This window comes from Pseudomonas sp. Irchel 3E19, from assembly GCF_900187585.1.
Classification (GTDB): domain Bacteria; phylum Pseudomonadota; class Gammaproteobacteria; order Pseudomonadales; family Pseudomonadaceae; genus Aquipseudomonas; species Aquipseudomonas baetica.
In genome coordinates this window covers 1-23,248 of the sequence record NZ_FYDT01000022.1, presented here as the reverse complement: position 1 = coordinate 23,248, position 23,248 = coordinate 1, and the positions used below count along the sequence as shown (strand labels likewise).

The 23,248-nt window shown below is 60.2% G+C and carries 21 protein-coding genes; 10 read left to right on the top strand and 11 right to left on the bottom strand.

The window, feature by feature from the left end; all coding sequences use genetic code 11:
• Nucleotides 1-4: 4 nt before the first annotated feature.
• Nucleotides 5-2,950, top strand: coding sequence for an HD domain-containing phosphohydrolase (locus CKW18_RS15450; RefSeq protein ID WP_095189583.1), 2,946 nt, complete (start codon nucleotides 5-7; stop codon nucleotides 2,948-2,950).
• Here CKW18_RS15450 and CKW18_RS15445 read toward each other — a convergent pair whose 3' ends face one another.
• Both CKW18_RS15445 and CKW18_RS15440 read right to left on the bottom strand, forming a co-directional pair.
• Nucleotides 2,951-3,433 carry a GAF domain-containing protein gene (locus tag CKW18_RS15445; RefSeq protein ID WP_095189582.1) on the bottom strand — a complete coding sequence of 161 codons (483 nt, stop codon included), beginning with the start codon at nucleotides 3,431-3,433 and terminating at the stop codon, nucleotides 2,951-2,953.
• Entirely contained in the window at nucleotides 3,430-4,320 is an 891-nt protein-coding gene (locus tag CKW18_RS15440) for an ATP-binding protein (protein ID WP_095189581.1), read from the bottom strand. The genes CKW18_RS15445 and CKW18_RS15440 overlap by 4 nt, the downstream gene beginning before the upstream one ends.
• A gap of 166 nt (nucleotides 4,321-4,486) precedes the next feature.
• Here CKW18_RS15440 and CKW18_RS15435 point away from each other — a divergent pair, with 166 nt between their 5' ends.
• Nucleotides 4,487-6,808 carry a response regulator gene (locus CKW18_RS15435; protein WP_095189580.1) on the top strand — a complete coding sequence of 774 codons (2,322 nt, stop codon included), beginning with the start codon at nucleotides 4,487-4,489 and terminating at the stop codon, nucleotides 6,806-6,808.
• Here CKW18_RS15435 and CKW18_RS15430 read toward each other — a convergent pair.
• The 3 genes from CKW18_RS15430 to msrB form a co-directional block, all read right to left on the bottom strand.
• The gene (locus CKW18_RS15430; RefSeq protein ID WP_095189579.1) at nucleotides 6,792-7,253 is read right to left on the bottom strand and encodes a MarR family winged helix-turn-helix transcriptional regulator; all 462 of its coding nucleotides are present in this window, start codon (nucleotides 7,251-7,253) and stop codon (nucleotides 6,792-6,794) included. The genes CKW18_RS15435 and CKW18_RS15430 overlap by 17 nt on opposite strands.
• Nucleotides 7,250-7,735: a glutathione peroxidase gene (locus tag CKW18_RS15425; protein ID WP_095189578.1), complete on the bottom strand. Its 486-nt coding sequence runs from the start codon at nucleotides 7,733-7,735 to the stop codon at nucleotides 7,250-7,252. The genes CKW18_RS15430 and CKW18_RS15425 overlap by 4 nt, the downstream gene beginning before the upstream one ends.
• A gap of 228 nt (nucleotides 7,736-7,963) precedes the next feature.
• Nucleotides 7,964-8,359: a peptide-methionine (R)-S-oxide reductase MsrB gene (gene msrB / locus CKW18_RS15420; RefSeq protein ID WP_095189644.1), complete on the bottom strand. Its 396-nt coding sequence runs from the start codon at nucleotides 8,357-8,359 to the stop codon at nucleotides 7,964-7,966.
• Between the two features lie 224 nt (nucleotides 8,360-8,583).
• On the opposite strand from msrB, the gene CKW18_RS15415 reads away from it, so the two are divergent.
• Together CKW18_RS15415 and htpX are read left to right on the top strand one after the other, a co-directional pair.
• Complete coding sequence (locus CKW18_RS15415; RefSeq protein ID WP_095189577.1) at nucleotides 8,584-9,795, top strand: pyridoxal phosphate-dependent aminotransferase; 1,212 nt, start codon at nucleotides 8,584-8,586, stop codon at nucleotides 9,793-9,795.
• A 303-nt stretch (nucleotides 9,796-10,098) separates the two neighbouring features.
• Nucleotides 10,099-10,986 (top strand): protease HtpX, encoded by an 888-nt coding sequence (htpX, locus tag CKW18_RS15410; protein ID WP_007908619.1) that lies wholly within the window; start codon nucleotides 10,099-10,101, stop codon nucleotides 10,984-10,986.
• A 198-nt stretch (nucleotides 10,987-11,184) separates the two neighbouring features.
• On the opposite strand, the gene CKW18_RS15405 is transcribed toward htpX, so the two are convergent.
• Nucleotides 11,185-11,841 carry a thiopurine S-methyltransferase gene (locus CKW18_RS15405; RefSeq protein WP_095189576.1) on the bottom strand — a complete coding sequence of 219 codons (657 nt, stop codon included), beginning with the start codon at nucleotides 11,839-11,841 and terminating at the stop codon, nucleotides 11,185-11,187.
• Between the two features lie 101 nt (nucleotides 11,842-11,942).
• Between CKW18_RS15405 and CKW18_RS15400 the strand changes: the two genes are divergently transcribed.
• A complete protein-coding gene (locus tag CKW18_RS15400) occupies nucleotides 11,943-12,710 on the top strand; it encodes a class III extradiol ring-cleavage dioxygenase (RefSeq protein ID WP_095189575.1) in 768 nt (255 codons plus the stop codon).
• A 159-nt stretch (nucleotides 12,711-12,869) separates the two neighbouring features.
• On the opposite strand, the gene CKW18_RS15395 is transcribed toward CKW18_RS15400, so the two are convergent.
• A complete protein-coding gene (locus CKW18_RS15395) occupies nucleotides 12,870-14,543 on the bottom strand; it encodes a DEAD/DEAH box helicase (protein ID WP_008088238.1) in 1,674 nt (557 codons plus the stop codon).
• Nucleotides 14,544-14,964: 421 nt separating this feature from the next.
• Between CKW18_RS15395 and CKW18_RS15390 the strand changes: the two genes are divergently transcribed.
• Complete coding sequence (locus tag CKW18_RS15390; protein WP_095189574.1) at nucleotides 14,965-15,756, top strand: crotonase/enoyl-CoA hydratase family protein; 792 nt, start codon at nucleotides 14,965-14,967, stop codon at nucleotides 15,754-15,756.
• 110 nt (nucleotides 15,757-15,866) lie between these two features.
• Here the strand turns inward: CKW18_RS15390 and CKW18_RS15385 are convergent, their stop codons facing one another.
• Nucleotides 15,867-16,622 carry a spermidine synthase gene (locus CKW18_RS15385; RefSeq protein ID WP_095189573.1) on the bottom strand — a complete coding sequence of 252 codons (756 nt, stop codon included), beginning with the start codon at nucleotides 16,620-16,622 and terminating at the stop codon, nucleotides 15,867-15,869.
• A gap of 151 nt (nucleotides 16,623-16,773) precedes the next feature.
• Here CKW18_RS15385 and CKW18_RS15380 point away from each other — a divergent pair, with 151 nt between their 5' ends.
• Nucleotides 16,774-18,120: a class II 3-deoxy-7-phosphoheptulonate synthase gene (locus tag CKW18_RS15380; RefSeq protein WP_095189572.1), complete on the top strand. Its 1,347-nt coding sequence runs from the start codon at nucleotides 16,774-16,776 to the stop codon at nucleotides 18,118-18,120.
• A gap of 98 nt (nucleotides 18,121-18,218) precedes the next feature.
• Here CKW18_RS15380 and CKW18_RS15375 read toward each other — a convergent pair whose 3' ends face one another.
• Nucleotides 18,219-19,445, bottom strand: a complete 1,227-nt coding sequence (locus CKW18_RS15375) for a winged helix-turn-helix domain-containing protein (RefSeq protein WP_095189571.1) — start codon at nucleotides 19,443-19,445, stop codon at nucleotides 18,219-18,221.
• A 64-nt stretch (nucleotides 19,446-19,509) separates the two neighbouring features.
• Nucleotides 19,510-19,731, bottom strand: coding sequence for a DUF1127 domain-containing protein (locus CKW18_RS15370; protein ID WP_095189570.1), 222 nt, complete (start codon nucleotides 19,729-19,731; stop codon nucleotides 19,510-19,512).
• Nucleotides 19,732-19,827: 96 nt separating this feature from the next.
• Between CKW18_RS15370 and CKW18_RS15365 the strand changes: the two genes are divergently transcribed.
• Nucleotides 19,828-20,682 (top strand): LysR substrate-binding domain-containing protein, encoded by an 855-nt coding sequence (locus CKW18_RS15365; protein ID WP_170947264.1) that lies wholly within the window; start codon nucleotides 19,828-19,830, stop codon nucleotides 20,680-20,682.
• Here the strand turns inward: CKW18_RS15365 and CKW18_RS15360 are convergent.
• Nucleotides 20,672-21,421, bottom strand: a complete 750-nt coding sequence (locus tag CKW18_RS15360; protein WP_170947262.1) for a sulfite exporter TauE/SafE family protein — start codon at nucleotides 21,419-21,421, stop codon at nucleotides 20,672-20,674. The genes CKW18_RS15365 and CKW18_RS15360 overlap by 11 nt on opposite strands.
• Before the next feature lie 110 nt (nucleotides 21,422-21,531).
• Here CKW18_RS15360 and CKW18_RS15355 point away from each other — a divergent pair, with 110 nt between their 5' ends.
• Both CKW18_RS15355 and CKW18_RS15350 read left to right on the top strand, forming a co-directional pair.
• A complete protein-coding gene (locus CKW18_RS15355; protein ID WP_095189567.1) occupies nucleotides 21,532-22,488 on the top strand; it encodes a LysR family transcriptional regulator in 957 nt (318 codons plus the stop codon).
• 73 nt (nucleotides 22,489-22,561) lie between these two features.
• Nucleotides 22,562-23,026 (top strand): MarR family winged helix-turn-helix transcriptional regulator, encoded by a 465-nt coding sequence (locus CKW18_RS15350; RefSeq protein ID WP_170947263.1) that lies wholly within the window; start codon nucleotides 22,562-22,564, stop codon nucleotides 23,024-23,026.
• The last annotated feature ends 222 nt before the right edge of the window (nucleotides 23,027-23,248 follow it).

The window sequence follows — 23,248 nt, the reverse complement described above, 5'->3', positions numbered from 1 at the left end:
CGAAATGCCCAGCCCACTGCGCCCGGAGCAACGCCGGTTGCCGCTGCACGTGCACATCAGCGTCATGTTCACTTTTCTCCTGTTGCTCACCGGGGTGGTGTTGGGGTTATTCAATTATCACCAGACCACGCAAATCATCCTGTCGAGCAGCGAAAAACTGTTCGACCGGATCGAGCAGGATGTCCGCACCGACCTGTCCGCCACTTATCAGCCGATCCGCCATCTGTTGAGCCTGCTGGCGGTCAACCCCGCCACTCAGGCCGCAGGGCTCGACCAGCGCTTGCCGTTGCTCCGACCGTTCAGCCAGTCACTCACCGACAACCCGAATCTGGCCTCGCTGTATCTGGGCTATGCCAATGGCGACTTCTTCATGGTGCGGCCACTGCGCAACGCCGCACTCAAAGCACTGCTCAAGGCGCCGGAAGCAGCGAGCTACCAGGTCTGGAGCATCGAGCACGACGCACAAGGCAAGGCTCACTCGCAATCACTGTTCTTTGACCAGGCGCTGACCGCCATCAGCCGTCGGGACAACCCCGAGGACAACTACGATCCGCGCAGTCGCGCCTGGTTTACCGACGCCCGTCAGCAGGCCGGGCAGATCACCACCGAGCCCTATGTATTTTTCTCCACCCACAATGTCGGCACCACCCTCGCCCGGCGCAGCGGTGAACACGCGGTAATCGGCGCCGACCTGACACTGGCCGCGTTGTCCGCGACGTTGAGCAAACACGTCGTCACCCCGTCCACCGAAATCGTCCTGTTCGATGCCGACGGCAATGCGGTGGCCTATCCCGACAGCAGCCGCTTGATCGTCGACGACCGCACCGCTTATCTGGCCAAAGCCGCCGACCTGAGCCCAAGCCTGCACGCGCTCCTCTCCGGCGCCCTCACCGGCAATCGCCTCAAGGCCAATGACCGGCAATGGATCGTCGCCCGCAGCAGCATGCGTGAAGGCGGCCCGCAAGGATTGCAGTTGGCGTTACTGGTGCCGGAAGACGAATTGCTGGTCGACGCCTACCGCATGCGCTGGCAAGGTGCGCTGGTGACCCTGGCCACGCTGCTGCTGTGCCTGCCATTGGGCTGGTTGATCTCGCGCATTCTGGTCAAACCGCTGCATGCGCTGGTCAAGGAAGCCGACGCGATCCGCAGTTTCGACTTCAACTTTCCGCTGACCCGGCGTTCACCGGTACTGGAAGTCGATCAACTGAGCGTCTCGATGGCCCGGATGAAAGACACTCTGGCCAGCTTCTTCCGGATCACCGACAGTCTGTGCGCGGAAACCCGCTTCGCCCCGTTGCTGCAACGGGTGTTGTTCGAAACCGTTCAGATCGCCCAGGCACAGGCTGGGCTGATCTATCTGCGCGAAAGCGATGGCAATCGGATGGAGCCCTATGGGCTGATTATTGATGGCGCGCCACAAGCGCTGGAAGCGTTCGACATCAAGGGTCAGGACCTGCAAGAAAAACAGGGGCCGGCGTGGTTTGAGCAACTGATCGGCGCCGACAATGTGGTCATCAGCCTTGGTTTCGAACACGCCGGCGATTTGCAGAAGGTTCTGCTGGCGATGACCGCGCCCAGGGTGCATCTGATCGGCATTCGCCTGCGTAACCGCCACAACGAAACCATTGGCCTGCTGATTCTGCTGGTAAGCGATAGCGGCACCCCGGCCGACCTGGAAAAATTGCGGCCCGACCGTATCGCCTTCCTGCAAGCGGTGTCCGGTGCGGCCGCGGTGAGTATCGAAAGCCAGCGCCTGCAGGCCAGACAGAAGCAACTGCTGGATGCGTTCATTCAACTGCTCGCCGGGGCCATCGACGCCAAGAGTCCCTACACCGGCGGCCATTGCCAGCGCGTACCGGAGCTGACCCTGATGCTCGCCCAGGCCGCCGCAGCCAGTCAGGCCCCTGCGTTCAGTGCCTATCAGCCTACCGAGGATGAATGGGAGGCTTTGCACATTGCCGCCTGGTTGCACGACTGCGGCAAGGTCACGACACCGGAATACGTGGTCGACAAGGCCACCAAACTGGAAACCCTCAACGATCGCATCCACGAGATCCGCACCCGCTTCGAAGTGCTCAAGCGCGATGCGTGGATCAGTTACTGGCAGGCGCGGGCCTTGGGAGGAGACGAAACGTCACTGGGCGAAATTCGTGATGCGACATTGGCGGCACTGGATGACGACTTTGCATTTGTCGCCCGCTGCAACCTGGGCAGTGAAGCCATGGCCGAAGCAGACCTGCAGCGCCTCGCGGGTCTCGGCCGACGCACCTGGATGCGTACACTGGATGACCGTCTGGGTGTGTCATGGGCAGAAAACCGCCGCCAGACACGAACACCTGCACCGAGCTTGCCGGTCAGCGAACCGTTACTGGCGGACAAGCCCGAACATCTGCTGGAACGTGATCCCAACGAATTGATCCCCAAGGACAATCCGTGGGGCTTCAAACTGGATGTACCGGACAACAAGTACAATCGTGGCGAGCTGTACAACCTGAGCATCGTTCGCGGCACGCTGACCCGTGAAGAGCGCTACATCATTAATCACCACATGGTGCAGACCATCATGATGCTCAGCCACCTGCCCTTCCCCGGCCATCTCGACAGCATTGCCGAAATCGCCGGTGGCCATCACGAAAAAATGGACGGCACCGGCTATCCGAAACGCCTCAAGCGCGAAGAAATGAGCCTGCCGGCGCGGATGATGGCGATTGCCGATATTTTCGAGGCGCTGACGGCGGCCGACCGGCCCTACAAGAAAGCCAAGTCATTGAGTGAAGCACTCGGGATCATGGCCACCATGTGCCGCGAGGCGCACATCGATGCTCAGTTGTTTGGCTTATTTATCAATGACGGCGTGTATATGCAGTACGCCGTGCGTTTTCTCGATCCACGCCAGATCGATACGGTGGATACGGCCAGCCTGTTGCACAAGGCTGGCCTCAGCCGCTGATCAGCAGTCGGTCAGACGCAGGAAGATCGCCGCCAGATGCTCGATACCGGCCTGGTCATCTGCACCAAAATGCGCGAGTTTCGGACTGTCGAGGTCGAGAACACCGATCAGGCGACCGTCCTTGACCAGCGGCACCACCAGTTCACTGTTCGATGCGCTGTCGCAGGCGATGTGGCCGGGAAATGCATGCACGTCTTCAACCCGCTGCGTCTGCAGACTGGCTGCCGCCGCGCCGCACACACCGCGACCAAACGGAATGCGCACGCAAGCGATCTGGCCCTGGAACGGACCGAGCACCAGTTCTTCGTTACGATTGAGGTAGAAACCGGCCCAGTTCAGGTCATCAAGCTGGTTGAACAGGAATGCCGAAAACTGCGCGGCATTGGCGATAAAATCGCGCTCGTCCGCCAGCAGCGACTCCAGTTGCGCGGCCAACATGCCATAGCCTTCGAGGCCCTGGCCGCTCTGTTGCAAATCAATCATGCCTTGTGCTCCAACAATTTCAGTCCCACCCAGTAACGGGCGAATTGGTACGCGCAACGTCCGTTGCGATTGCCGCGGCCGGTGGCCCAACGCACGGCAAGGATGTCCAGTGCTTCGTCGCGCTGCCAGCTCAGGCCGGCCTTGGCGGCCAACTGGCCGATCCAGTGTTCGACGACATTCAGGAAGTGTTCTTGGGTAAACGGATAAAACGACAACCACAGCCCAAAGCGGTCCGACAGCGCGATCTTGTCTTCTACCGCTTCGCTGGGGTGCAGCTCACCGTCGACGCGTTTCCAGTTCTCGTTGTCGCTTTCCTTCTCCGGCACCAGGTGGCGACGATTGGAAGTGGCGTACAGCAAAACGTTGTCTGGCGCTTGCTCCAGCGAGCCGTCGAGCACGCTTTTGAGCACGCGGTAATCGCCTTCACCGGATTCGAACGACAAGTCATCGCAGAACAGCACAAAACGTTGCGGCAGTTTCGCGATCTGCTCGACCACCCGTGGCAGGTCCGCCAGATGATCGCGCTCGATCTCGATCAGGCGCAGGCCCGCGCCGGCATGTTCCGCAAGCAACGCCCGCACCAGCGAAGACTTGCCGGTACCACGCGAACCCCACAGCAGCGCATGGTTGGCCGGCATGCCGTCGAGGAATTGTTGGGTGTTGCGCCCCAGTTGCTCGAGTTGCCGGTCAACGCCGATCAGGTCGGACAGGCGCATGTCGAGGCTGACTTCCAGCGGCAGCAGGTATCCACTGCGGCCATCACGCTGCCAACGCGCAGCCAGGCAAGTGTTCCAGTCAATCTCCGGGCGCAGTGCCGGCAACAGTGGTTCGATCCGCGCCAGAACCGACTCGGCGCGTTCAAGAAAAGCATTCAATCGGGAATCCACGTCTTCTCCTCGGGCACGTTCACAGTGATGATGACGATCCAGCGACGACACGCAGATCAATATTCCCGCCGCGCGCCTTGTTACAAGGCGATTCGGGAACCTCGGTATCGATACATGATCGACTATGCTTGAGCAGCGAAGGGAAACGGAAGTGGTTCAACACCCCATGGATATCAAATTCACCCACCGGCTGTCTTACAAACAAGCCAGGCTTACTGTGCTGGTCGGGTTCATTCTGGGCACGCTGCTCAGCCTGCTGCAAATCGGCATCGATTATGCCAGTGAAGACGCCTCCATCAACCGTGAAATCCTGTCTTTGCTGGAAATCAGCCATAACCCGGCTTCACGTATCGCCTACAACATCGACGCAGAGCTGGCCCAGGAGTTGACCCTGGGGCTGTTGCGCTCACCGGCAATCATTTCGGCACAACTGACCGACAACGACAATACCGTGCTGGCCAGCGTCAAACGGCCCGAGTCGCAAAGCGGCTATCGGGTGATCAGCGATTTTCTCTTCGGCGCCAAGCGCCAGTTCGAAGACCGCCTGTATCTGGATCATCGGCCCAACGAGTCACTGGGAGTCCTCAGCCTGGAAGTCGACACCTATGCCTTCGGCAGCCGCTTCCTGCGCCGGGCAGAAATCACCTTGCTGAACGGCTTCGCCCGCAGCCTGATCCTGACCGGGCTGCTGCTCGCACTGTTTTACGTGATGCTGACCAAACCGCTGGTACGGGTGATCCGCGAACTCAGCGGACGTGATCCGCGCAGCGCGGAGCCAACCACGCTGGAATGCCCGGCCGGGCACGCCAACGATGAAATCGGTGTGCTGGTCAAAGTCGCCAATGAGCAATTCGAGAACATCGCCACCGAGATCCAGCAGCGGCGCAATGCGGAAAACCGTCTGACCGATTACCTCGGCCAACTGGAAAACATCGTCTCGGCGCGCACCGCCGAACTCAAGGCGATCAACACCCGCCTCAGCCAGTCCAACCAGGAACTCGAAGTCGCCCGCAGCACGGCCTTGGAAATGGCCGAAGCCCGCTCAGCGTTTCTCGCCAACATGAGCCATGAAATCCGCACACCGCTCAACGGCCTGCTGGGGATGATCGCCCTGTCGCTCGACGGACCATTGAATGCCGAACAGCAGCAACAGCTGTCGATCGCCCACGACTCCGGCAAGGTGCTGGTGGAGTTGCTCAACGATATTCTCGACCTGTCGAAGTTCGATGCCGGGCAGCTCGAACTGGAACATATCCCGTTCGACCTCGGTTCATTGATCGAGGACACTGCCAACCTGCTGTCGCAGAATGCGGCGCCAAGTGTCGAACTGACCTGCCTGATCGATCCGCACTTCCCCGCGCTGGTGCTCGGCGATCCGACCCGGGTTCGGCAGATCGTCAGTAACTTGTTGTCCAATGCGCTGAAATTCACCCGCTTCGGTCGAGTGGATGTGCGCTTGTCGACCCACAAGGACGGCGTGCGCATCGAAGTCTGCGACACCGGTATTGGCATCGCGCAGGAAGCCCAGGTGAAGATCTTCCAGCCGTTCACTCAGGCGGGGGCCGGCATCACCCGTCAGTACGGCGGCACGGGGCTTGGGCTGGCCCTGACCTACAACCTCTGCGAAGCGATGCAGGGCCGCTTGACCATCAGTTCCGAGATCGGTTTTGGCAGCCAGTTCTGTGCAGAACTGCCGCTGCCCTGTCATACCCGCGCATTGGCGGTGCCCCCCCTGCACGGGAAAGTTCTCGCCATCACCGCCGCCAGCAGCGGTTTGGCAGAATTGTTGAAGAGTCTGCTGCCGGTCTGGGGCCTCGAGTACGAACAACGCACCATCGATGACTCGCTGTTGAACCTGAGTCCTGATGTGCTGATTACCGATTGTCCGGAGTGCCTGTTCGGGCTGCGTCCAACCCTCGCCGCACCGATTCTGCTGGTGACGGCCTACGGCAGTTTTCTCCCCAGCGAAGAAGCCGCGGCCCTCGTCCCTCTGCAACAACAGGCACGCCCGCTCGCGCGTAACGCGCTCTACCAGAACCTGCGGCGCACCCTGAACCCTGACGTCGCCACCATCAACGATGCACAGCTGGAAACATCACCATCGGTGCGACGCGGGCGGGTATTGCTGGTCGAGGACAATCCGGTCAATCAACTGGTCGCCAAAGGCATGCTCGGCAAACTCGGCTGTGATGTCGTCGTCGCTGCCCATGGCGCGGAGGCGCTGGATCAACTGGAGTATCAGGAGTTCGATCTGGTGCTGATGGACTGCAACATGCCAGTGATGGACGGCTACGAAGCGAGCCGGCAGATTCGCCAGAGCGGACGCTGGCCGAACTTGCCGATCGTCGCCCTGACGGCCAACGCCATGTCTGAGGAGCGCGAACGCTGCCGCGCAGCGGGGATGAGCGACTATCTGGCCAAGCCGTTTCGTCGCGAAGAACTGGCGGCGCTGCTGGATCAGTGGATTGCGACTAAGACAGCGCCTTGATCTGGCCCAGCAAATGATCGAGACCGTCGCGCAATTCGTCCAGCCGGTCCAGATCCACGCCGCTGTCGCAGAGCAGTCGGGCCTTGAGCGGCCCGACCTGCTCGCGCAACGCTTGCCCAGCGGGCGTCAGGCTCAGATGCACTTCACGCTCATCCCGCGCCGAGCGTTGACGCTGTACCAGTTGCAATTGCTCCAGGCGCTTGAGCAATGGCGTCAACGTGCCGGAATCCAGCGCCAGACGTTCGCCTAAAGCCTTGACCGTCGGTTGCTCCGGCGCACTCTGCTGCCACTCCCACAACACCAGCATCGCCAGATATTGCGGATAGGTGAGGCCGAGCTGATCAAGCATCGGCTTGTAACCGCGAATCACCGCCCGGGATGCGGCATACAACTTGAAGCACAACTGACTGTCGAGCTTCAGCGAATCAACGGGCAGCTTATTCATTTGAGCAGGGCTTCGATCTCGCGGCTCAGATCCTGCGGCTTGGTGGCCGGGGCGAAGCGCTTGACCAACTGACCATCCTTGCCGATCAGGAACTTGGTGAAGTTCCACTTGATGCCTTGGGAACCGAGCAGACCCGGCGCACGCTTCTTCAATTGCACGAACAATGGATGAGCGCCGGCGCCGTTCACTTCGATCTTCTTGAACAGCGGGAAACTGACTCCAAAATTCAGTTCGCAGAACTCGCTGATCGCCCCCTCGTTCCCCGGTTCCTGCTTGCCGAACTGGTTGCATGGAAAGCCCAACACCACCAGGCCTTGATCCTTATAGGTTTGCCACAACGCCTCCAGCCCCTTGTATTGCGGGGTGAACCCGCACTTGCTGGCGGTATTGACCACCAGCACGGCTTTGCCGGCGAAATCAGCCAGGGTCTTTTGCTCACCCTTGATGGTGGTGCACGGGATATCCAGCAGGTTGTCGCTCATGGTCGGCACTCTGTGATCAGGAAGAAGAAGCAAAAATAGCGAGCAATTGAATTGCGTGCAATTTAATTAACAGGATTACCCCCGTGTAGGAGCTGCCGAAGGCTCGGGCCGCGTTCGGACGATCTTTTGATTTTGTTTTTAAAGACAAGATCAAAAGATCGTCCGAACGCGGCCCGAGCCTCCGGCAGCTCCTACGGAAACGTCAATCAAACCGCTCGATTGTGCAACTTATTCGCGGGGCACCAGATCCAGGCACACCGAGTTGATGCAATAACGCAAACCGGTCGGTGGCGGGCCATCCGGGAACACATGTCCCAAGTGCGCGTCACAGCGGGCGCATTTGACTTCGGTGCGGATCATGCCGTGGCTGATGTCACGGATCTCGGTCATGGCGCTAGCGCCGATTGGCTCGTAAAAGCTTGGCCAGCCGCATCCGGAATCGAACTTGGCTCTGGAATCGAACAGCGCTTCGCTACAGCAGACGCAGTGATAAACACCGTCGGTTTTGGTGGCGTTGTATTTACCGGAGAACGGGCGCTCGGTCGCACTGAGGCGACAAACCTCGTACTGCTGCGGATCGAGCATGGCTTTCCATTCTTCCAGGGTTTTTTCCAACTTTTCCATCATCACACCTCAGCGGCTGAAAAAGCCCGATCTGTACCTTTTCCACGGATCGGGCGGCACGTATGATTGCGCCTCGTCACGCGCCAGTCTGGCAGTCAGACCGAGCGCATTCAAACGGATTCTAAAAGCCACGGCTCAAGACGTCCGCCTGCGTGAAGACGCAGGAATCCCAGTACGGTTGTCCATCCGCCGTCTGGATCGTTCATTTTCGGGATCACATCGCCATGCAGTTCAGCAAATCGAACAAGCTCGCCAACGTCTGCTACGACATTCGCGGCCCGGTGCTCAAGCACGCCAAACGACTGGAAGAGGAAGGCCAGCGCATCCTCAAGCTGAACATCGGCAACCCGGCGCCGTTTGGTTTCGAAGCGCCGGACGAAATCCTTCAGGATGTGATCCGCAACCTGCCCACCGCCCAAGGCTACAGCGACTCCAAAGGCCTGTTCAGCGCGCGTAAGGCGGTGATGCAGTACTACCAACAGAAGAATGTTGAAGGTGTCGGCATTGAAGACATCTACCTGGGCAACGGCGTATCCGAGCTGATCGTGATGTCGTTGCAGGCGCTGCTCAACAACGGTGACGAAGTGCTGGTGCCGGCGCCGGACTATCCACTGTGGACCGCTGCCGTGAGCCTGGCCGGCGGCAACGCCGTGCATTACCTGTGCGACGAAGGCGCCGACTGGTTCCCGGATCTGGCCGACATCAAGGCCAAGATCACCCCGAACACCAAGGCCATGGTGATCATCAACCCGAACAACCCGACGGGTGCGGTGTATTCGAAGGAAGTGTTGCTGGGCATGCTGGAACTGGCCCGCCAACACAATCTGGTGGTGTTCTCCGACGAGATCTACGACAAGATTCTGTATGACGACGCCGTGCACATCTGCACCGCATCCCTGGCTCCGGACCTGCTGTGCCTGACCTTCAACGGGCTGTCGAAATCCTATCGCGTGGCCGGCTTCCGCTCCGGCTGGATCGCGATCTCCGGGCCGAAACACAATGCCCAGAGCTACATCGAAGGCATCGACATGCTGGCCAACATGCGCCTGTGCGCCAACGTGCCGAGCCAGCATGCGATCCAGACTGCACTGGGCGGCTATCAGAGCATCAACGATCTGGTGTTGCCGCAGGGTCGCCTGCTGGAGCAGCGCAACCGCACTTGGGAGTTGCTCAACGACATTCCAGGTGTGAGCTGCGTGAAGCCGATGGGCGCGCTGTATGCATTCCCGCGAATCGACCCGAAGGTCTGCCCGATCCACAACGACGAAAAATTCGTCCTCGACTTGCTGCTTTCCGAAAAGCTGCTGGTGGTGCAAGGCACAGCGTTCAACTGGCCTTGGCCGGATCACTTCCGCGTCGTCACCCTGCCCCGCGTGGATGAACTGGAGATGGCCATCGGCCGCATCGGCAACTTCCTCAAGTCCTACCGCCAGTAACTGGCCAGCAGTGCGCAACGACCGAACGTTGCGCACTGTCTGATTCAGCAACACTTCTGCATTCCCCGCTTCCACAAGCCTTCTACACTTGCGATTCGTACCGTTTTCCTGCGCCTGAGGCAATGGCGACGGGTCGCGACTGTCCGTCGTACGTATCGGAGTCTGTCGTGGGAAACGGGGAGCGCACCCAAGAATCGGCTGTAGGACACAGTTTGAAATAGTCACCCGGTTGAATAGCCCGGTGCAGCACCTTATATACCCCGCAGTACGCTACATCTTTAGCTTGAGGAGATTTCTACAACCATGATGCGCATCCTGCTGTTTTTGGCCACTAACCTGGCGGTCGTGCTGATAGCCAGCATCACCCTGAGCCTGTTCGGCTTCAACGGGTTCATGGCGGCCAACGGGGTTGATCTCGACCTTAGTCAGCTGCTGGTTTTCTGTGCGGTCTTTGGTTTCGCCGGCTCCCTGTTCTCGCTGTTCATCTCCAAGTGGATGGCGAAGATGAGCACCGGCACCCAGATCATCAGCCAGCCACGTACCCGGCATGAGCAATGGCTGCTGCAGACGGTCGAGCAATTGTCCCGTGAAGCCGGGATCAAGATGCCCGAAGTCGGTATTTTCCCGGCCTACGAAGCGAACGCGTTCGCCACCGGCTGGAACAAGAACGACGCACTGGTCGCCGTCAGCCAGGGCCTGCTCGAGCGATTCTCGCCCGATGAAGTGAAAGCCGTGCTGGCCCACGAAATCGGCCACGTTGCCAACGGTGACATGGTCACCCTGGCGCTGATCCAGGGCGTGGTGAACACCTTTGTGATGTTCTTTGCACGGATCATCGGCAACTTCGTCGACAAGGTGATCTTCAAGAACGAAGAGGGCCAGGGCATTGCCTATTACGTGGCAACCATCTTCGCCGAGCTGGTACTGGGCATTCTCGCCAGCGCCATCGTCATGTGGTTCTCGCGCAAACGCGAATTCCGCGCCGACGAAGCCGGTGCACGCCTGGCCGGCACCAGCGCGATGATCGGTGCGCTGCAACGCCTGCGCGCCGAACAGGGCCTGCCGGTGCACATGCCAGACACCCTGAATGCCTTTGGCATCAACGGTGGCATCAAACAGGGCTTTGCCCGCATGTTCATGAGCCACCCGCCGCTGGAAGAGCGTATCGACGCCCTGCGTCGTCGCGGTTGATCAGACTGGCGTAAAACAAGAAGGCCCGCAGTGATGCGGGCCTTTTTTGTTGGCGATGTAATTGGGTTGTTCCTACTGACCCCATCGCTGGCAAGCCAGCTCCCACAGGGTTTTGTGATGATCTCTAGATCTCTGATACGACACAGATCACTGTGGGAGCTGGCTTGCCAGCGATGAGGCCGGAACAGCCAACACAAACTAACGAGACGAAATACGGTAAACCCGCTCCTCCAGCCGCGTCACCCCAGCCTGCAGAAACTTCCCGCCCTCACTCAGCACATCCTGCTCTTCCAGCATCTGCATCTGCCAGCCACCGCCCAGCAACCGCTGCACTTCATCATCCGCCACTGCAAACGGCGGCCCGGGCATCTGCGCTTGATCGTAATCCAGCGTGATCAACAGCCCTTGCACACCACGCGGCAGGATCTGCTGAAGATGCGCCGCATAGCGCTCACGCATCGGCGGCGGTAAGGCAATCAGCGCCGCCCGGTCGTACAGGGCAGTGCAATCCGCCACATCCTCTGCGGTCAGCGCGAAGACATCACCGCACCACAACTCGATCGAGTCGCTGCGGTAGACCTTGAACGCGCCTTTGTCGCTGATCTGCGGCTGTACCTGATGCTCGCTGAAAAAGTCCTCAATGGCCTTTTCCGACAACTCGACGCCGAGCACCTGGTGGCCACGCCCGGCCAGCCACAGCAAATCCAGACTTTTCCCACACAACGGAACCAACACCCGCGCCTGCGCAGGGAGTGGCAGCTCCGGCCAATGCCGCTGTAGATGCGGGTTCACCTCAGGTAAATGAAAGCCGATCTGGTTCGAAGCCCACTTCTTGTGCCAAAACTCAGGCTGCATGCATCCCCCTAAAAATTCGATCAAAAAGCGTTAAAACTTATATTAGATTTAGATCAATGAACTGACTGAAGATGAGCCATCTTAACGCTCAGGAACCCATCATGCTTCCCAGCCTGTTTATTTCCCATGGTTCACCCATGCTGGCATTGGAGCCCGGCGCCAGCGGCCCGGCATTGGCAGGACTGGCCGCCGAACTGCCAAGACCGAAAGCCATCGTGATCGTCTCCGCGCATTGGGAGAGCCACGAGTTGCTGGTCAGCAGCGATGCGCAACCCGAGACCTGGCACGACTTCGGCGGGTTCCCCAAGGCGCTGTTTGAAGTGCAGTACCCTGCCCCGGGCGATCCGCAACTGGCGGCAGAGGTCGCCGACCTTCTGACCACCAACAACCTGCCTGCACGCCTCGACCCACAACGGCCGTTCGATCACGGCGTCTGGGTGCCGCTGTCGCTGATGTACCCGCAGGCGGATATTCCAGTGGTGCAGGTTTCACTGCCGAGTCGCGCTGGCCCGGCGCTGCAAACCCGTGTTGGCCGGGCGTTGGCAGGCCTGCGTGAACAGGGGATTCTGCTCATCGGTTCTGGCAGCATCACCCACAACCTGCGTGAACTGGACTGGCATGCAGGCCCAGAGAGCGTCGAGCCGTGGGCAAGGGCGTTCCGTGACTGGGTAATCGATAAACTGGCGACGGGTGATGAAGCCGCACTGCACGACTACCGTCAGCAGGCGCCGAACGCGGTGCGCAGCCATCCGAGTGATGAGCATTTGTTGCCGTTGTATTTTGCCCGGGGAGCCGGGGGTGAGTTCAGTGTGGCGCACAAGGGGTTCACGATGGGTGCGCTGGGTATGGATATCTATCGTTTCGGTTAAAGACAGAATCAAAAGATCGCAGCCTTCGGCAGCTCCTACAGTGGGGAATGAGTACACCCTGTGTAGGAGCTGCCACAGGCTGCGATCTTTCAGACAGGCAAAAAAATCCCCGAACCAGTCGGGGATTTTTTATGTTCGATCAATCAGCCCAGGGGCAGATCAATCTTCGCGATAGCGACGCAGCTTCAGCTGCTTACCGGCAACGCGAGTGTCCTTCAGCTTGGTCAGGAGTTTGTCCAGACCATCTTCCGGCAGCTCGACGAGGCTGAAGCTGTCACGCACCTGGATGCGACCGATCGCTTCACGGGCCAGACCACCTTCGTTGAGGATGGCGCCCAGCAGGTTCTTGGCGGCGATACCGTCACGCGCACCCAGCGCGGTACGGCAACGGGCACGGCCTTCGCCCAAAGGCATTGGCGCGCGACGCTCGCGATCACCACGGTCCGGACGATCACCGGTACGCTCAGGACGGTCGCCACGCGGTGCGTTGTTCGGCACCAGTGGACGTTCCTTCTCGATTGCAGCCAGGTTCAGCGCTTGGCCATTGGTGGCCTTGCGCAGCAGAGCAGCAGCCAGAGCACGCGGGGTGCAGCCGATGTCAGCGGTCAGACGATCCAGCAGTTCACCGTGAGTCGATTCGGCATCAGCGACCAGCGGCGACAGGCTGTTGGTCAGTTTCTTGATGCGTGCATCGAGAACAGCCTGAGCGTCCGGCAGGCGAACTTCAGCCACTTTCTGACCGGTTACACGCTCGATCACTTGCAGCATGCGGCGCTCACGCGGAGTCACCAGCAGCAGCGCACGGCCTTCGCGACCGGCACGGCCGGTACGGCCGATACGGTGAACGTAGGATTCCGGATCGTACGGCATGTCCACGTTGAATACGTGGGTGATGCGCGGAACGTCCAGACCACGAGCAGCAACGTCGGTCGCCACAACGATGTCCAGGCGGCCATCTTTGAGCGAGTCGATCACGCGCTCACGCTGGTTCTGGGCGATGTCACCGTTCAGCGCAGCGGCTTTGTAGCCTTTGGCGTCGAGGGCGCTGGCCAGATCCAGGGTCGCTTGCTTGGTGCGCACGAACATGATCAGGGCGTCGAAATCTTCCACTTCCAGCAAGCTGAGAACGGCCGAAGTCTTCTGGTCAGCGTGAACCAACAGGTGAGCCTGTTCGATCGCGGTAACGGTCTGGGTCTTGGTCTGGATCTTCACGTGTTGCGGATCGCGCAGGTGGCGTTCGGCAATGGCGCGGATCGACTGCGGCAGGGTCGCCGAGAACAAAACGGTCTGACGGGTCGCTGGCAGAGCCTTGAAGATGACTTCCAGGTCATCCATGAAGCCCAGCTTCAACATTTCGTCAGCTTCGTCGAGAACCAGGTGGTTCACGGTCGACAGGACTTTCTCGTCGCGACGCAGGTGGTCACACAGACGACCCGGGGTAGCGACAACGATCTGTGCGCCATTACGGATAGCCTTGAGCTGCGGGCCCATCGGCGCGCCGCCGTAAACGGCCACAACGGTAACGCCCGGCATTTGCTTGGCGTAGGTTTCAAAAGCGGTTGCTACTTGCAGCGCCAACTCTCGGGTTGGCGCCAGGATCAGGGCTTGCGGTTCGCGCTTGGCAGGATCGATGCGGTGCAGAATAGGCAGTGCGAACGCGGCGGTTTTACCGGTACCGGTTTGCGCCTGGCCAATCATGTCCTGGCCGGCCATGATGATCGGGATCGATTGCTGCTGAATCGCCGAAGGCTCTTCGTAGCCGGTCGCTGCGACGGCTGCAAGAATATTCGGGTTAAGATTAAAAGCGGCGAATCCGCCGGTTTCCTGGGTCATGGGTCTGCCTCTAAGTGCATCCGCAAAGACCCATGCTCCAAAGCTGCGCATGCCGTGTTGAGACTCAAGAGTCGCCCTGGCAGCTTTGTCGGCGGGGATTTGCGAAAACGAATGAATGAAAAAGAATCGTCAAGGAAGAGCCCGCAGTGCGGACGTGCAGTCGAAGCTGACTTCGGGAAAATGCGCTACCTAAACGCGGCCCGGTTAAAGGCCGGCGCGCACTATACCGGATTTTGCCCGAAAAGGGAGCTTTTTTTAATGCCTGAATACGTGTGTCACCGCTGTGTAACGGGGTTTTGCGGATAATGACACAACGGTCTATTTTTCAAAGGCCCGGCCCTGCGGGCGATGGCGCTTAACCGATTCATCGATGTGCGGCATACGGTCGCTGCACCCACCCTTCCCGCCCGAGGATTTATCCATGAATCAGTCCTGCCCCGGCCGCGTCAGCCGTGAACGTCGTGGCCATGTCCTGCTGATTGGCCTGGACCGAGCGGCCAAACGCAACGCTTTCGACCTCGACCTGCTCAATGAGCTGAGCCTGGCCTACGGCGAATTCGAGGCGGATCGCGAGGCGCGGGTGGCAGTGGTGTTCGGCCATGGCGAGCACTTTACTGCCGGTCTGGATCTGCTCAATGCAAGCGCCGCACTCGCTCAAGGCTGGCGGGTTCCGACCGGCGGCTGCGATCCCTGGGGTGTTTTCGTTGGGCCACGGGTGAGCAAACCGGTAATTGTCGCGGCGCAGGGTTATTGCCTGACCATCGGTATCGAGCTGATGCTGGCGGCTGACATCAACCTGTGTGCGAGCAATACCCGCTTCGCGCAAATGGAAGTGCAGCGTGGGATCTTTCCTTTCGGTGGTGCGACTTTGCGTTTTCATCAGGTGGCCGGATGGGGCAATGCCATGCGCTGGCTGCTGACCGGGGATGAGTTTGACGCGCACGATGCGCTGCGCCTGGGCTTGGTGCAGGAGGTGATGGCCAGCGAGGACTTGCTGCCCCGGGCGATTGAACTGGCTGAGCGAATTGCCCGACAGGCGCCGTTGGGGGTGCAGGCGACGTTGATGTCGGCCCGCCAGGCCCGATACGAAGGTGAGACAGCGGCGGCGCAGGGGTTGCCGGCGCTGGTGAAAAAGTTGCTGAGTAGTGAGGATGCCAAGGAAGGCATCAAGTCGCTGGTTGAACGGCGCCCGGGCATCTTCAAAGGGATCTGAGAAGTGTGGTGCTCTTCAGGCCCTCTTCGCGAGCAAGCCCGCTCCCACATTTGGAATGCATTTCAAGTGTGGGAGCGGGCTTGCTCGCGAAGAGGGCCATTTCTGACCACTCAAGTCGCCGGGCGAATCGCCTTGATCAACGACTGCAACGAATACCCCAACTGCGGCGCCAGCGCTTCGGCCCGGTCAGTCAGCGCCTGCATGTCCAGCGCCTGATCCAGATCCGCCGGCACAATCAGAATCACATTGCCCTCCTTCACCGGCAGTTCCCAGTAATGCCGGTGATAGAGGCCGCGCAACAACGCCGCCCCCAGTGGTTTGCCGTCATCGGTGGCCCATTGGTTGATTACCAGCCAGCCGCCCGAGTTCAAGCGTTTCTGACAGTCGCCAAGAAAACTCCAGGCCAGATGCCCGACACCCGGCCCGACATCGGTATAGAGGTCGACAAAAATCAGATCCGCAGGCTCGGCGCTCGGTAGCAGTTCGAGGGCATCGCCGACGCGAATGTACAGGCGCGGATCGTCATCCAGCCCCAAGTATTCAATGGCCAGACGCGGCACGTCCGGGCGCAGTTCGATGGCTTCGACATCTTCCAGCGGCAGGAACTTGAGGCAGGCCTGCGTCAGCGTGCCCGCGCCCAAGCCGAGGAACAACGCACTTTCCGGGTGCTCGTGGCACAACGCGCCAATCAGCATCGCCCGGGTGTAGTCGTATTCCAGCCAGCTCGGGTCGGCGGTGAACACGCAGCTCTGCTCGATCGCATCGCCGAACTCGAGAAAGCGGTAATCGGCCACTTCCAGCACGCGAATCACGCCGAACTCATCCTGTACTTCGGCGAGCAGATGCTCGACGCGCTCCTCAGTCATTTCGTCTCCTGATGGTCACCGGGCGCGGTGACGCGATGGCACCGCTATGGCGCCGTGGCAAAGCGGCGATTGTCGGCGATGGGGCGGGAACAGGTCACGCACTAATTTGCTGATACCATGGCCTTCCGTGCGTAGAACCTTAGAGACCGTGATGAGCCAACCCTGGAGCCCTGACAGCTGGCGCGCCCTGCCGATCCAGCAACAACCCCAATACCCCGACGCCGCGCATCTGCGCCAGGTCGAGCAAACCCTGGCCAGTTATCCGCCGCTGGTGTTTGCCGGCGAAGCGCGGGAACTGCGCCGTCAGTTCGCCGAGGTGACTCAGGGCCGGGCATTCCTGCTGCAGGGTGGCGATTGCGCGGAAAGCTTCGCCGAGTTCTCCGCGGCAAAGATTCGCGACACTTTTAAAGTGTTGCTGCAGATGGCCATCGTCATGACCTTCGCCGCCGGTTGCCCGGTGGTCAAGGTCGGGCGCATGGCCGGCCAGTTCGCCAAGCCGCGTTCGGCCAACGACGAAACCATCAACGGTGTGACCTTGCCCGCCTACCGTGGCGACATCGTCAACGGCATCGGCTTCGACGAAAAGAGCCGCGTGCCGGATCCCGAGCGCTTGCTGCAGTCCTATCACCAGTCCACCGCGACCCTGAACCTGCTGCGCGCCTTCGCCCAGGGCGGCTTTGCCGATCTGCATCAGGTGCACAAGTGGAACCTCGATTTCATCGCCAACTCCGCGCTGGCCGAGAAGTACAGCCACCTGGCCGACCGCATCGATGAAACCCTGGCGTTCATGCGCGCCTGTGGCATGGACAGCTCACCGCAACTGCGCGAAACCAGTTTCTTCACCGCTCACGAAGCGCTGCTGCTGAATTACGAAGAAGCCTTCGTGCGTCGCGACAGCCTGACCAACGATTACTACGATTGCTCGGCGCACATGCTGTGGATCGGCGACCGCACCCGTCAGCTCGACGGCGCGCATGTCGAATTCCTGCGCGGGGTGCACAACCCGATCGGCGTGAAAGTCGGCCCTAGCATGAACCCGGACGACCTGATCCGCCTGATCGACGTGCTCAACCCGAGCAACGATCCTGGGCGCCTGAATCTGATCGCGCGGATGGGCGCGAACAAGGTCGGCGATCACTTGCCGGCGCTGATCCGCGCGGTGCAACGCGAGGGCAAGCAGGTGCTGTGGAGTTCCGACCCGATGCACGGCAACACCATCAAGGCCAGCAGCGGCTACAAGACCCGCGATTTCGCGCAGATCCTGGGCGAGGTGAAGCAGTTCTTCCAGGTGCACGAAGCTGAAGGCAGTTATGCCGGCGGGATTCACATCGAGATGACTGGGCAGAATGTCACCGAGTGCATCGGTGGGGCGCGGCCGATTACTGAAGACGGGTTGTCTGATCGCTATCACACGCACTGTGATCCGCGGATGAATGCCGACCAGTCGCTGGAGTTGGCGTTTTTGATTGCTGAGACCCTGAAGCAGGTTCGCCGCTAAACCGCGTCGCCTCCTTCGCGAGCAGGCTCGCTCCCACACAGGATCTGTGTCGTACACAAATCAAATGTGGGAGCGAGCCTGCTCGCGAAGGTGTCTGTTCAGTCACCACCGCTTTGAGCCAATGCCACCCGCAACCGCCCCGCACTCTCACGCTGACAATTGAGCTGCACCCGCGCAAGCCCCAACCAATCCGCCATCCGCTGCAAACTCAACGCCAGCGCCAACATCCCCTCATCATCCAGCCCCGGCTCTTCCTCGTGCACCGCATGCACCGCCAACCGCCCTGCTGCCCGCTCGGCGCGCAAATCCACCCGCGCCGCAATCCGTTCGTTGTGCAAAAACGGCAGCACGTAATACCCATAAACCCGCTTGTCTTGCGGCGTGTAGATCTCCAGCCGATAGCGAAAATCAAACAACCGCTCGGTGCGACTGCGCTCCCAGATCAACGAGTCGAAGGGTGACAACAAGGCACTGGCCGGGACTTTGCGAGGGATTTTCGGTTCCGGCAGGCAATAGGCGATTTGCCGCCAGCCCGCTACCTCGCAGGTCTGTAACTGACCGTTCTCGACCAGTTCCGCCAGACGCGGACGCGCATCTCCCGGATTCAGGCGGAAGTAATCGCGCAGATCCTTGTCAGTGCCGACGCCCAACGCCTGCGCCGCATGCAGCAACAAACCACGCTGCGCCTCGGCCTCGTCAGGCAATGCCTGCTGCAGGATTGATGCAGGAATCACCCGCTCCGGCAAATCATACAAACGCTCAAAGCCACGGCGCCCCGCCACCGTCACCTCACCGGCAGCGAATAGCCATTCCAGCGCATGCTTCTCAGCACTCCAGTCCCACCACTGACCGGGCTTGTCTTCGCGGGTCGACAAACTGCCCGCGCCCAATGCACCGCGTTCTTCGACCGCACTTAAAACCCGGCGTACAACGTCCTGCTGTTCAAGACCAAACTTCGCCAGTTGCTGATAAATGTCTCTGCCATTTCTGGCCCGTTGCATGCGCCAGCCCATCAACGGGTACATCGACATCGGCAGCAACGATGCTTCATGCCCCCAATACTCAAACAACGTGCGACGACGCCCCGAACTCCAGGCAGCCTGGTCGAGCAAATCAGAAGAATAGGAACCCAGACGGGAAAACAGCGGCAGGTAGTGCGAGCGCACCACGGCGTTGACGGAGTCGATTTGCAGCAGGCCCAGCCGTTCGATCAGCCGGTTGACGTGAGCTGCGTTGACGTTCGGCGGCTGGCGCCCGTTGAACCCTTGGACAGCCAGCGCCAGACGTCGCGCCTGTTTGAGGGAAAAGGACAGTGTCGCGGGCATGAGCATCTCCTTGTCTGCTCGCAACCTACCTCAGTCCAGAAGGTTTTGTGTAGCGATGGCCTCATCATTTATGCATCGGGTCATCCCAGAACGGACGCACGGCTTCGTGTTCAACGTCGGCACGACTGACCCCAATGTCCTTCAGCGCTTCGTCGCTCAGACTGGCAAGCAACTCTCGCTCACGGTGCAGTTCGTACCAGCGGCTAAACTTGTGCAGCAGGTCGGAAACCATGTGGCCTTGGCCGGAATATTTTTTTTCGTCTACGTACTCTGTTTGACCTTTCATCGTGTGACCTCCTTTGTGGATGGCTCAAGTCTCGCGCCAGCGCTAAGATCAATCCAACGAATGTTTCTGATGGCATGCATCACGGAGATTCATCAATTGTCGGCCTACCCCAGTATCGATACCGATGTCCTGCGCACCTTTGTCGCAATAGCCGATCAGGGCGGTTTCACCCGCGCCGGCGAGATGGTCAACCGCACGCAATCGGCGGTGAGCATGCAGATGAAGCGTCTGGAAGAGGACGTGTTGCAGCGTCAATTGTTTGAGCGTGACGGGCGTCAGGTGCGCCTGACCGCCGAAGGCCAGGTGCTGCTCGGTTATGCGCGGCGCATCCTCAAGCTGCACAGTGAAGTGTTCAACACCCTGCGCGAGCCGCACATGGTCGGCACGGTGCGGATTGGCACGCCTGACGACTACGTGATGCGCTTTCTGCCGGGGATTCTGTCGCGATTCGCGCAGTTCTATCCGCTGATCCAGATCGAAGTGCATTGCGAGTCGACCAAACAGCTTCTGCAACGCACCGACCTGGACCTGTCGATCGTCACTCGCGAGCCGGGCAACGAGATCGGCCAGTTGCTGCGCAAGGAGCGCTTCGTCTGGGCCGAAGCGCAAAACTTCAGCGCCCACGAGCAAACGCCACTGCCGTTGGCGATGTTCAACAGTGATTGTTTCTGCCGCTTGTGGGCCTGCAATGCGCTGGACGCGATGGGCCGCGATTACCGTATCGCCTACAACAGCACCAGCCTGTCGGCGCTGATGGCGGTGGTGAGCGCGGGTCTGGCGATCACCGCGCAACTGGAAAGCCTGATCACCCCGGACATGCGCATTCTCGGTGCCGGCGAAGATTTGCCGCTGTTGCCCGAGGCCAGCATCATGCTGATCCGCAACCTGAACAATCCGTCGCCGATCACCGAATGCCTGGCCGAGCACATCGTCGAAGGCTTCAAACTTTAAAGGCGAGCATCACCGCGCACAGCACCAGAAAGCCGCAGAACAGCCCACGCAGGCGTTTTTCCGGCATGGCGTGGGCGACTTTCACGCCCCAACTGATGCTGGCCAGTCCACCGATGGCCAGCGGCAGGCCGATCATCCAGTCCACTTCGTGGTGTACCGCGTAGGTCACCAATGTCACGCCGGTGCTCGGCAATGCCAGCGCCAGCGACAACCCCTGGGCGACGACCTGGCTGGTGCCGAACAGGCTGGTCAGCACCGGCGTCGCCACCACTGCTCCACCGACACCAAACAAGCCGCCCATGGTCCCGGACGCCGCGCCAAGTACACCCAGCCATGGCCAGGAATAACGCATCTCGGACGTCGGCGCCGGGCGTTCGCCGAACATCTTCAGCAGGTTATAGGCCGACAACGCGACCAGGAACGCGACGAAACCGATGCGCATGGTTTGCGCATCGATGCCCACAGCCCAGATCGAACCGATCCACGCAAAGCAGAAGCCCATCGACGCCAACGGCAACGCATGACGCAGCTCGATGCGATTGCGCTGGTGATAGCGCCACAGCGCCAGCATCACGTTCGGCACCACCATCACCAGCGCCGTGCCTTGAGCGATCTGCTGATCGAGACCAAACCACACGCCAAGCAACGGAATCGCGATCAAGCCGCCGCCGATACCGAAGATGCCACCGAGTGTGCCGAGGGCAGCACCAAACAGCAGATACAACAAAAACTCCATCACAGCCGAATTCCTCTTACGTCAGGCGATTCATCCTACGCAGTCGCGGCTGGCGGGGAAACGCACAGCAACGCACAATGGCTATGCCACTTTCGCACAAGCACTGAACCGACATGAATCCCAACCAGTTAACCGAGCAACTCGGGCTGTTTCTCGATGTACTGGAAAGCGGCAGCTTTTCTGCCGCCTCTCGTCTTCATCCACTGACGCCGTCTGCCGTCGCGCGACGCATCGACAGTCTGGAAAGCGCTGTCGGCAGTCAGCTGTTCATCCGCAGCACTCACGCCGTGCGCGCCACGCCGGCCGGTCTGGCCTTTGCCGAACGGGCGCGGCGGATCGTCGCCGAATTGCAACTGGCCCGGGCCGAAGCGGTGTCCCTGAGCAGTGCGCCGGAAGGCCTGATCCGCATCGATGCGCCGGCCGCATTCGGGCGCCGACACCTGGCACCGGTGATTGCCGACTTTCTGGTGTTGTATCCGGGGCTCGATGTGCAGTTGCACCTGATTGACAGCTTCGTCGACATGCACGGCTCGAATCTGGGCAAGGTTGATCTGGTGCTGCGCGCCGGACAAATGGCCGATACCCGACTGGTCGCCACTCCACTGGCGAGCATGGTACGTATCGCTTGCGCGAGTCCCGACTACCTCAAGCGTCGCGGAGTACCGAATCATCCTGCGCAGTTGAGCGAACATGACGGTCTGGATTGGGACGGTCTCGCCCCGCCGTTCGCCTGGCGCTTTAAGCAGGACGGCCAGATGCAGCTGCATCGCCCCGCGCGCATCCGCATGAGCGCCAACAACGCCGAAGCGCTGGTATGCGGCGCTTTGGCCGGTCTGGGTATCGCCCACTTGCCAACCTGGCTGGCCAGCGAATACCTGCTGCGCGGCGAATTGTTGCCGTTGTTTTGTGAAAACGGACTGCCGGAACCGGAGACTACTGGCATTTACGCCTTGCGGATGGAGCAGCAACCCCACTCACGCAGCCGCTTGTTGCTGGAGTACCTCAAGACTCGCTTCAGCCCGGTGCCGCCGTGGGATCTGGCCCTGCAAAGGGACTTGGGCCGCCACTAACGGCGGGATATTTATCTGGCGCATTAAAGATTCGAGCGCTAGATTCATGAGCATCACTGATCAAGGTTTACACATGACCACCGACCGCAACACTACCGACCACTGCGAAGACCTGCTGCTGGATAATCAGGCCTGCTTCGCCCTGCACTCCACTTCATTGATGCTGACCAAGGTCTACAAACCATTGCTGCAAGCGCTGGGCCTGACCTATCCGCAGTATCTGGCGATGATGGTGCTGTGGGAGAAGGATGGTTTGACGGTAGGAGAAATCAGCGCTCGGCTGCTGACGGATCCGGGGTCGCTGACGCCACTGCTCAAGCGGCTGGAAGGTGAAGGCTTGCTCAGCCGCACCCGCAGCCGAGAGGATGAGCGAGTTGTAATTGTCGAACTGACGGCCCAGGGTCGGGCGCTGAAAGAAAAGGCCAAGACCGTTCCGCAATGCATTCTCGGCGCCAGCGGCTTCACTCTGGAGCGCCTGCAGAATCTGCAAGCGGAATTGCAGGTACTGCGCAGCCATCTGCAAGACAGCCTGAACTGACGACGGCATCCATGTAGGAGCTGCGGCACGCTGCGATCTTTTGATCTTGCTTTTAAAAAGACGAGATCAAACGATCGCAGCCTCGTTTCACTCGACAGCTCCTTGTATCTCGACTATCGCTCCATCAGGAGCGATAGTTCTCGACTGATCATCGAGGGAGGGATTTGGAAGCCGTGCAGCTCCTTAGGCTTTTTGCCTGTGATGTAGATCGTGCTCCAGCCC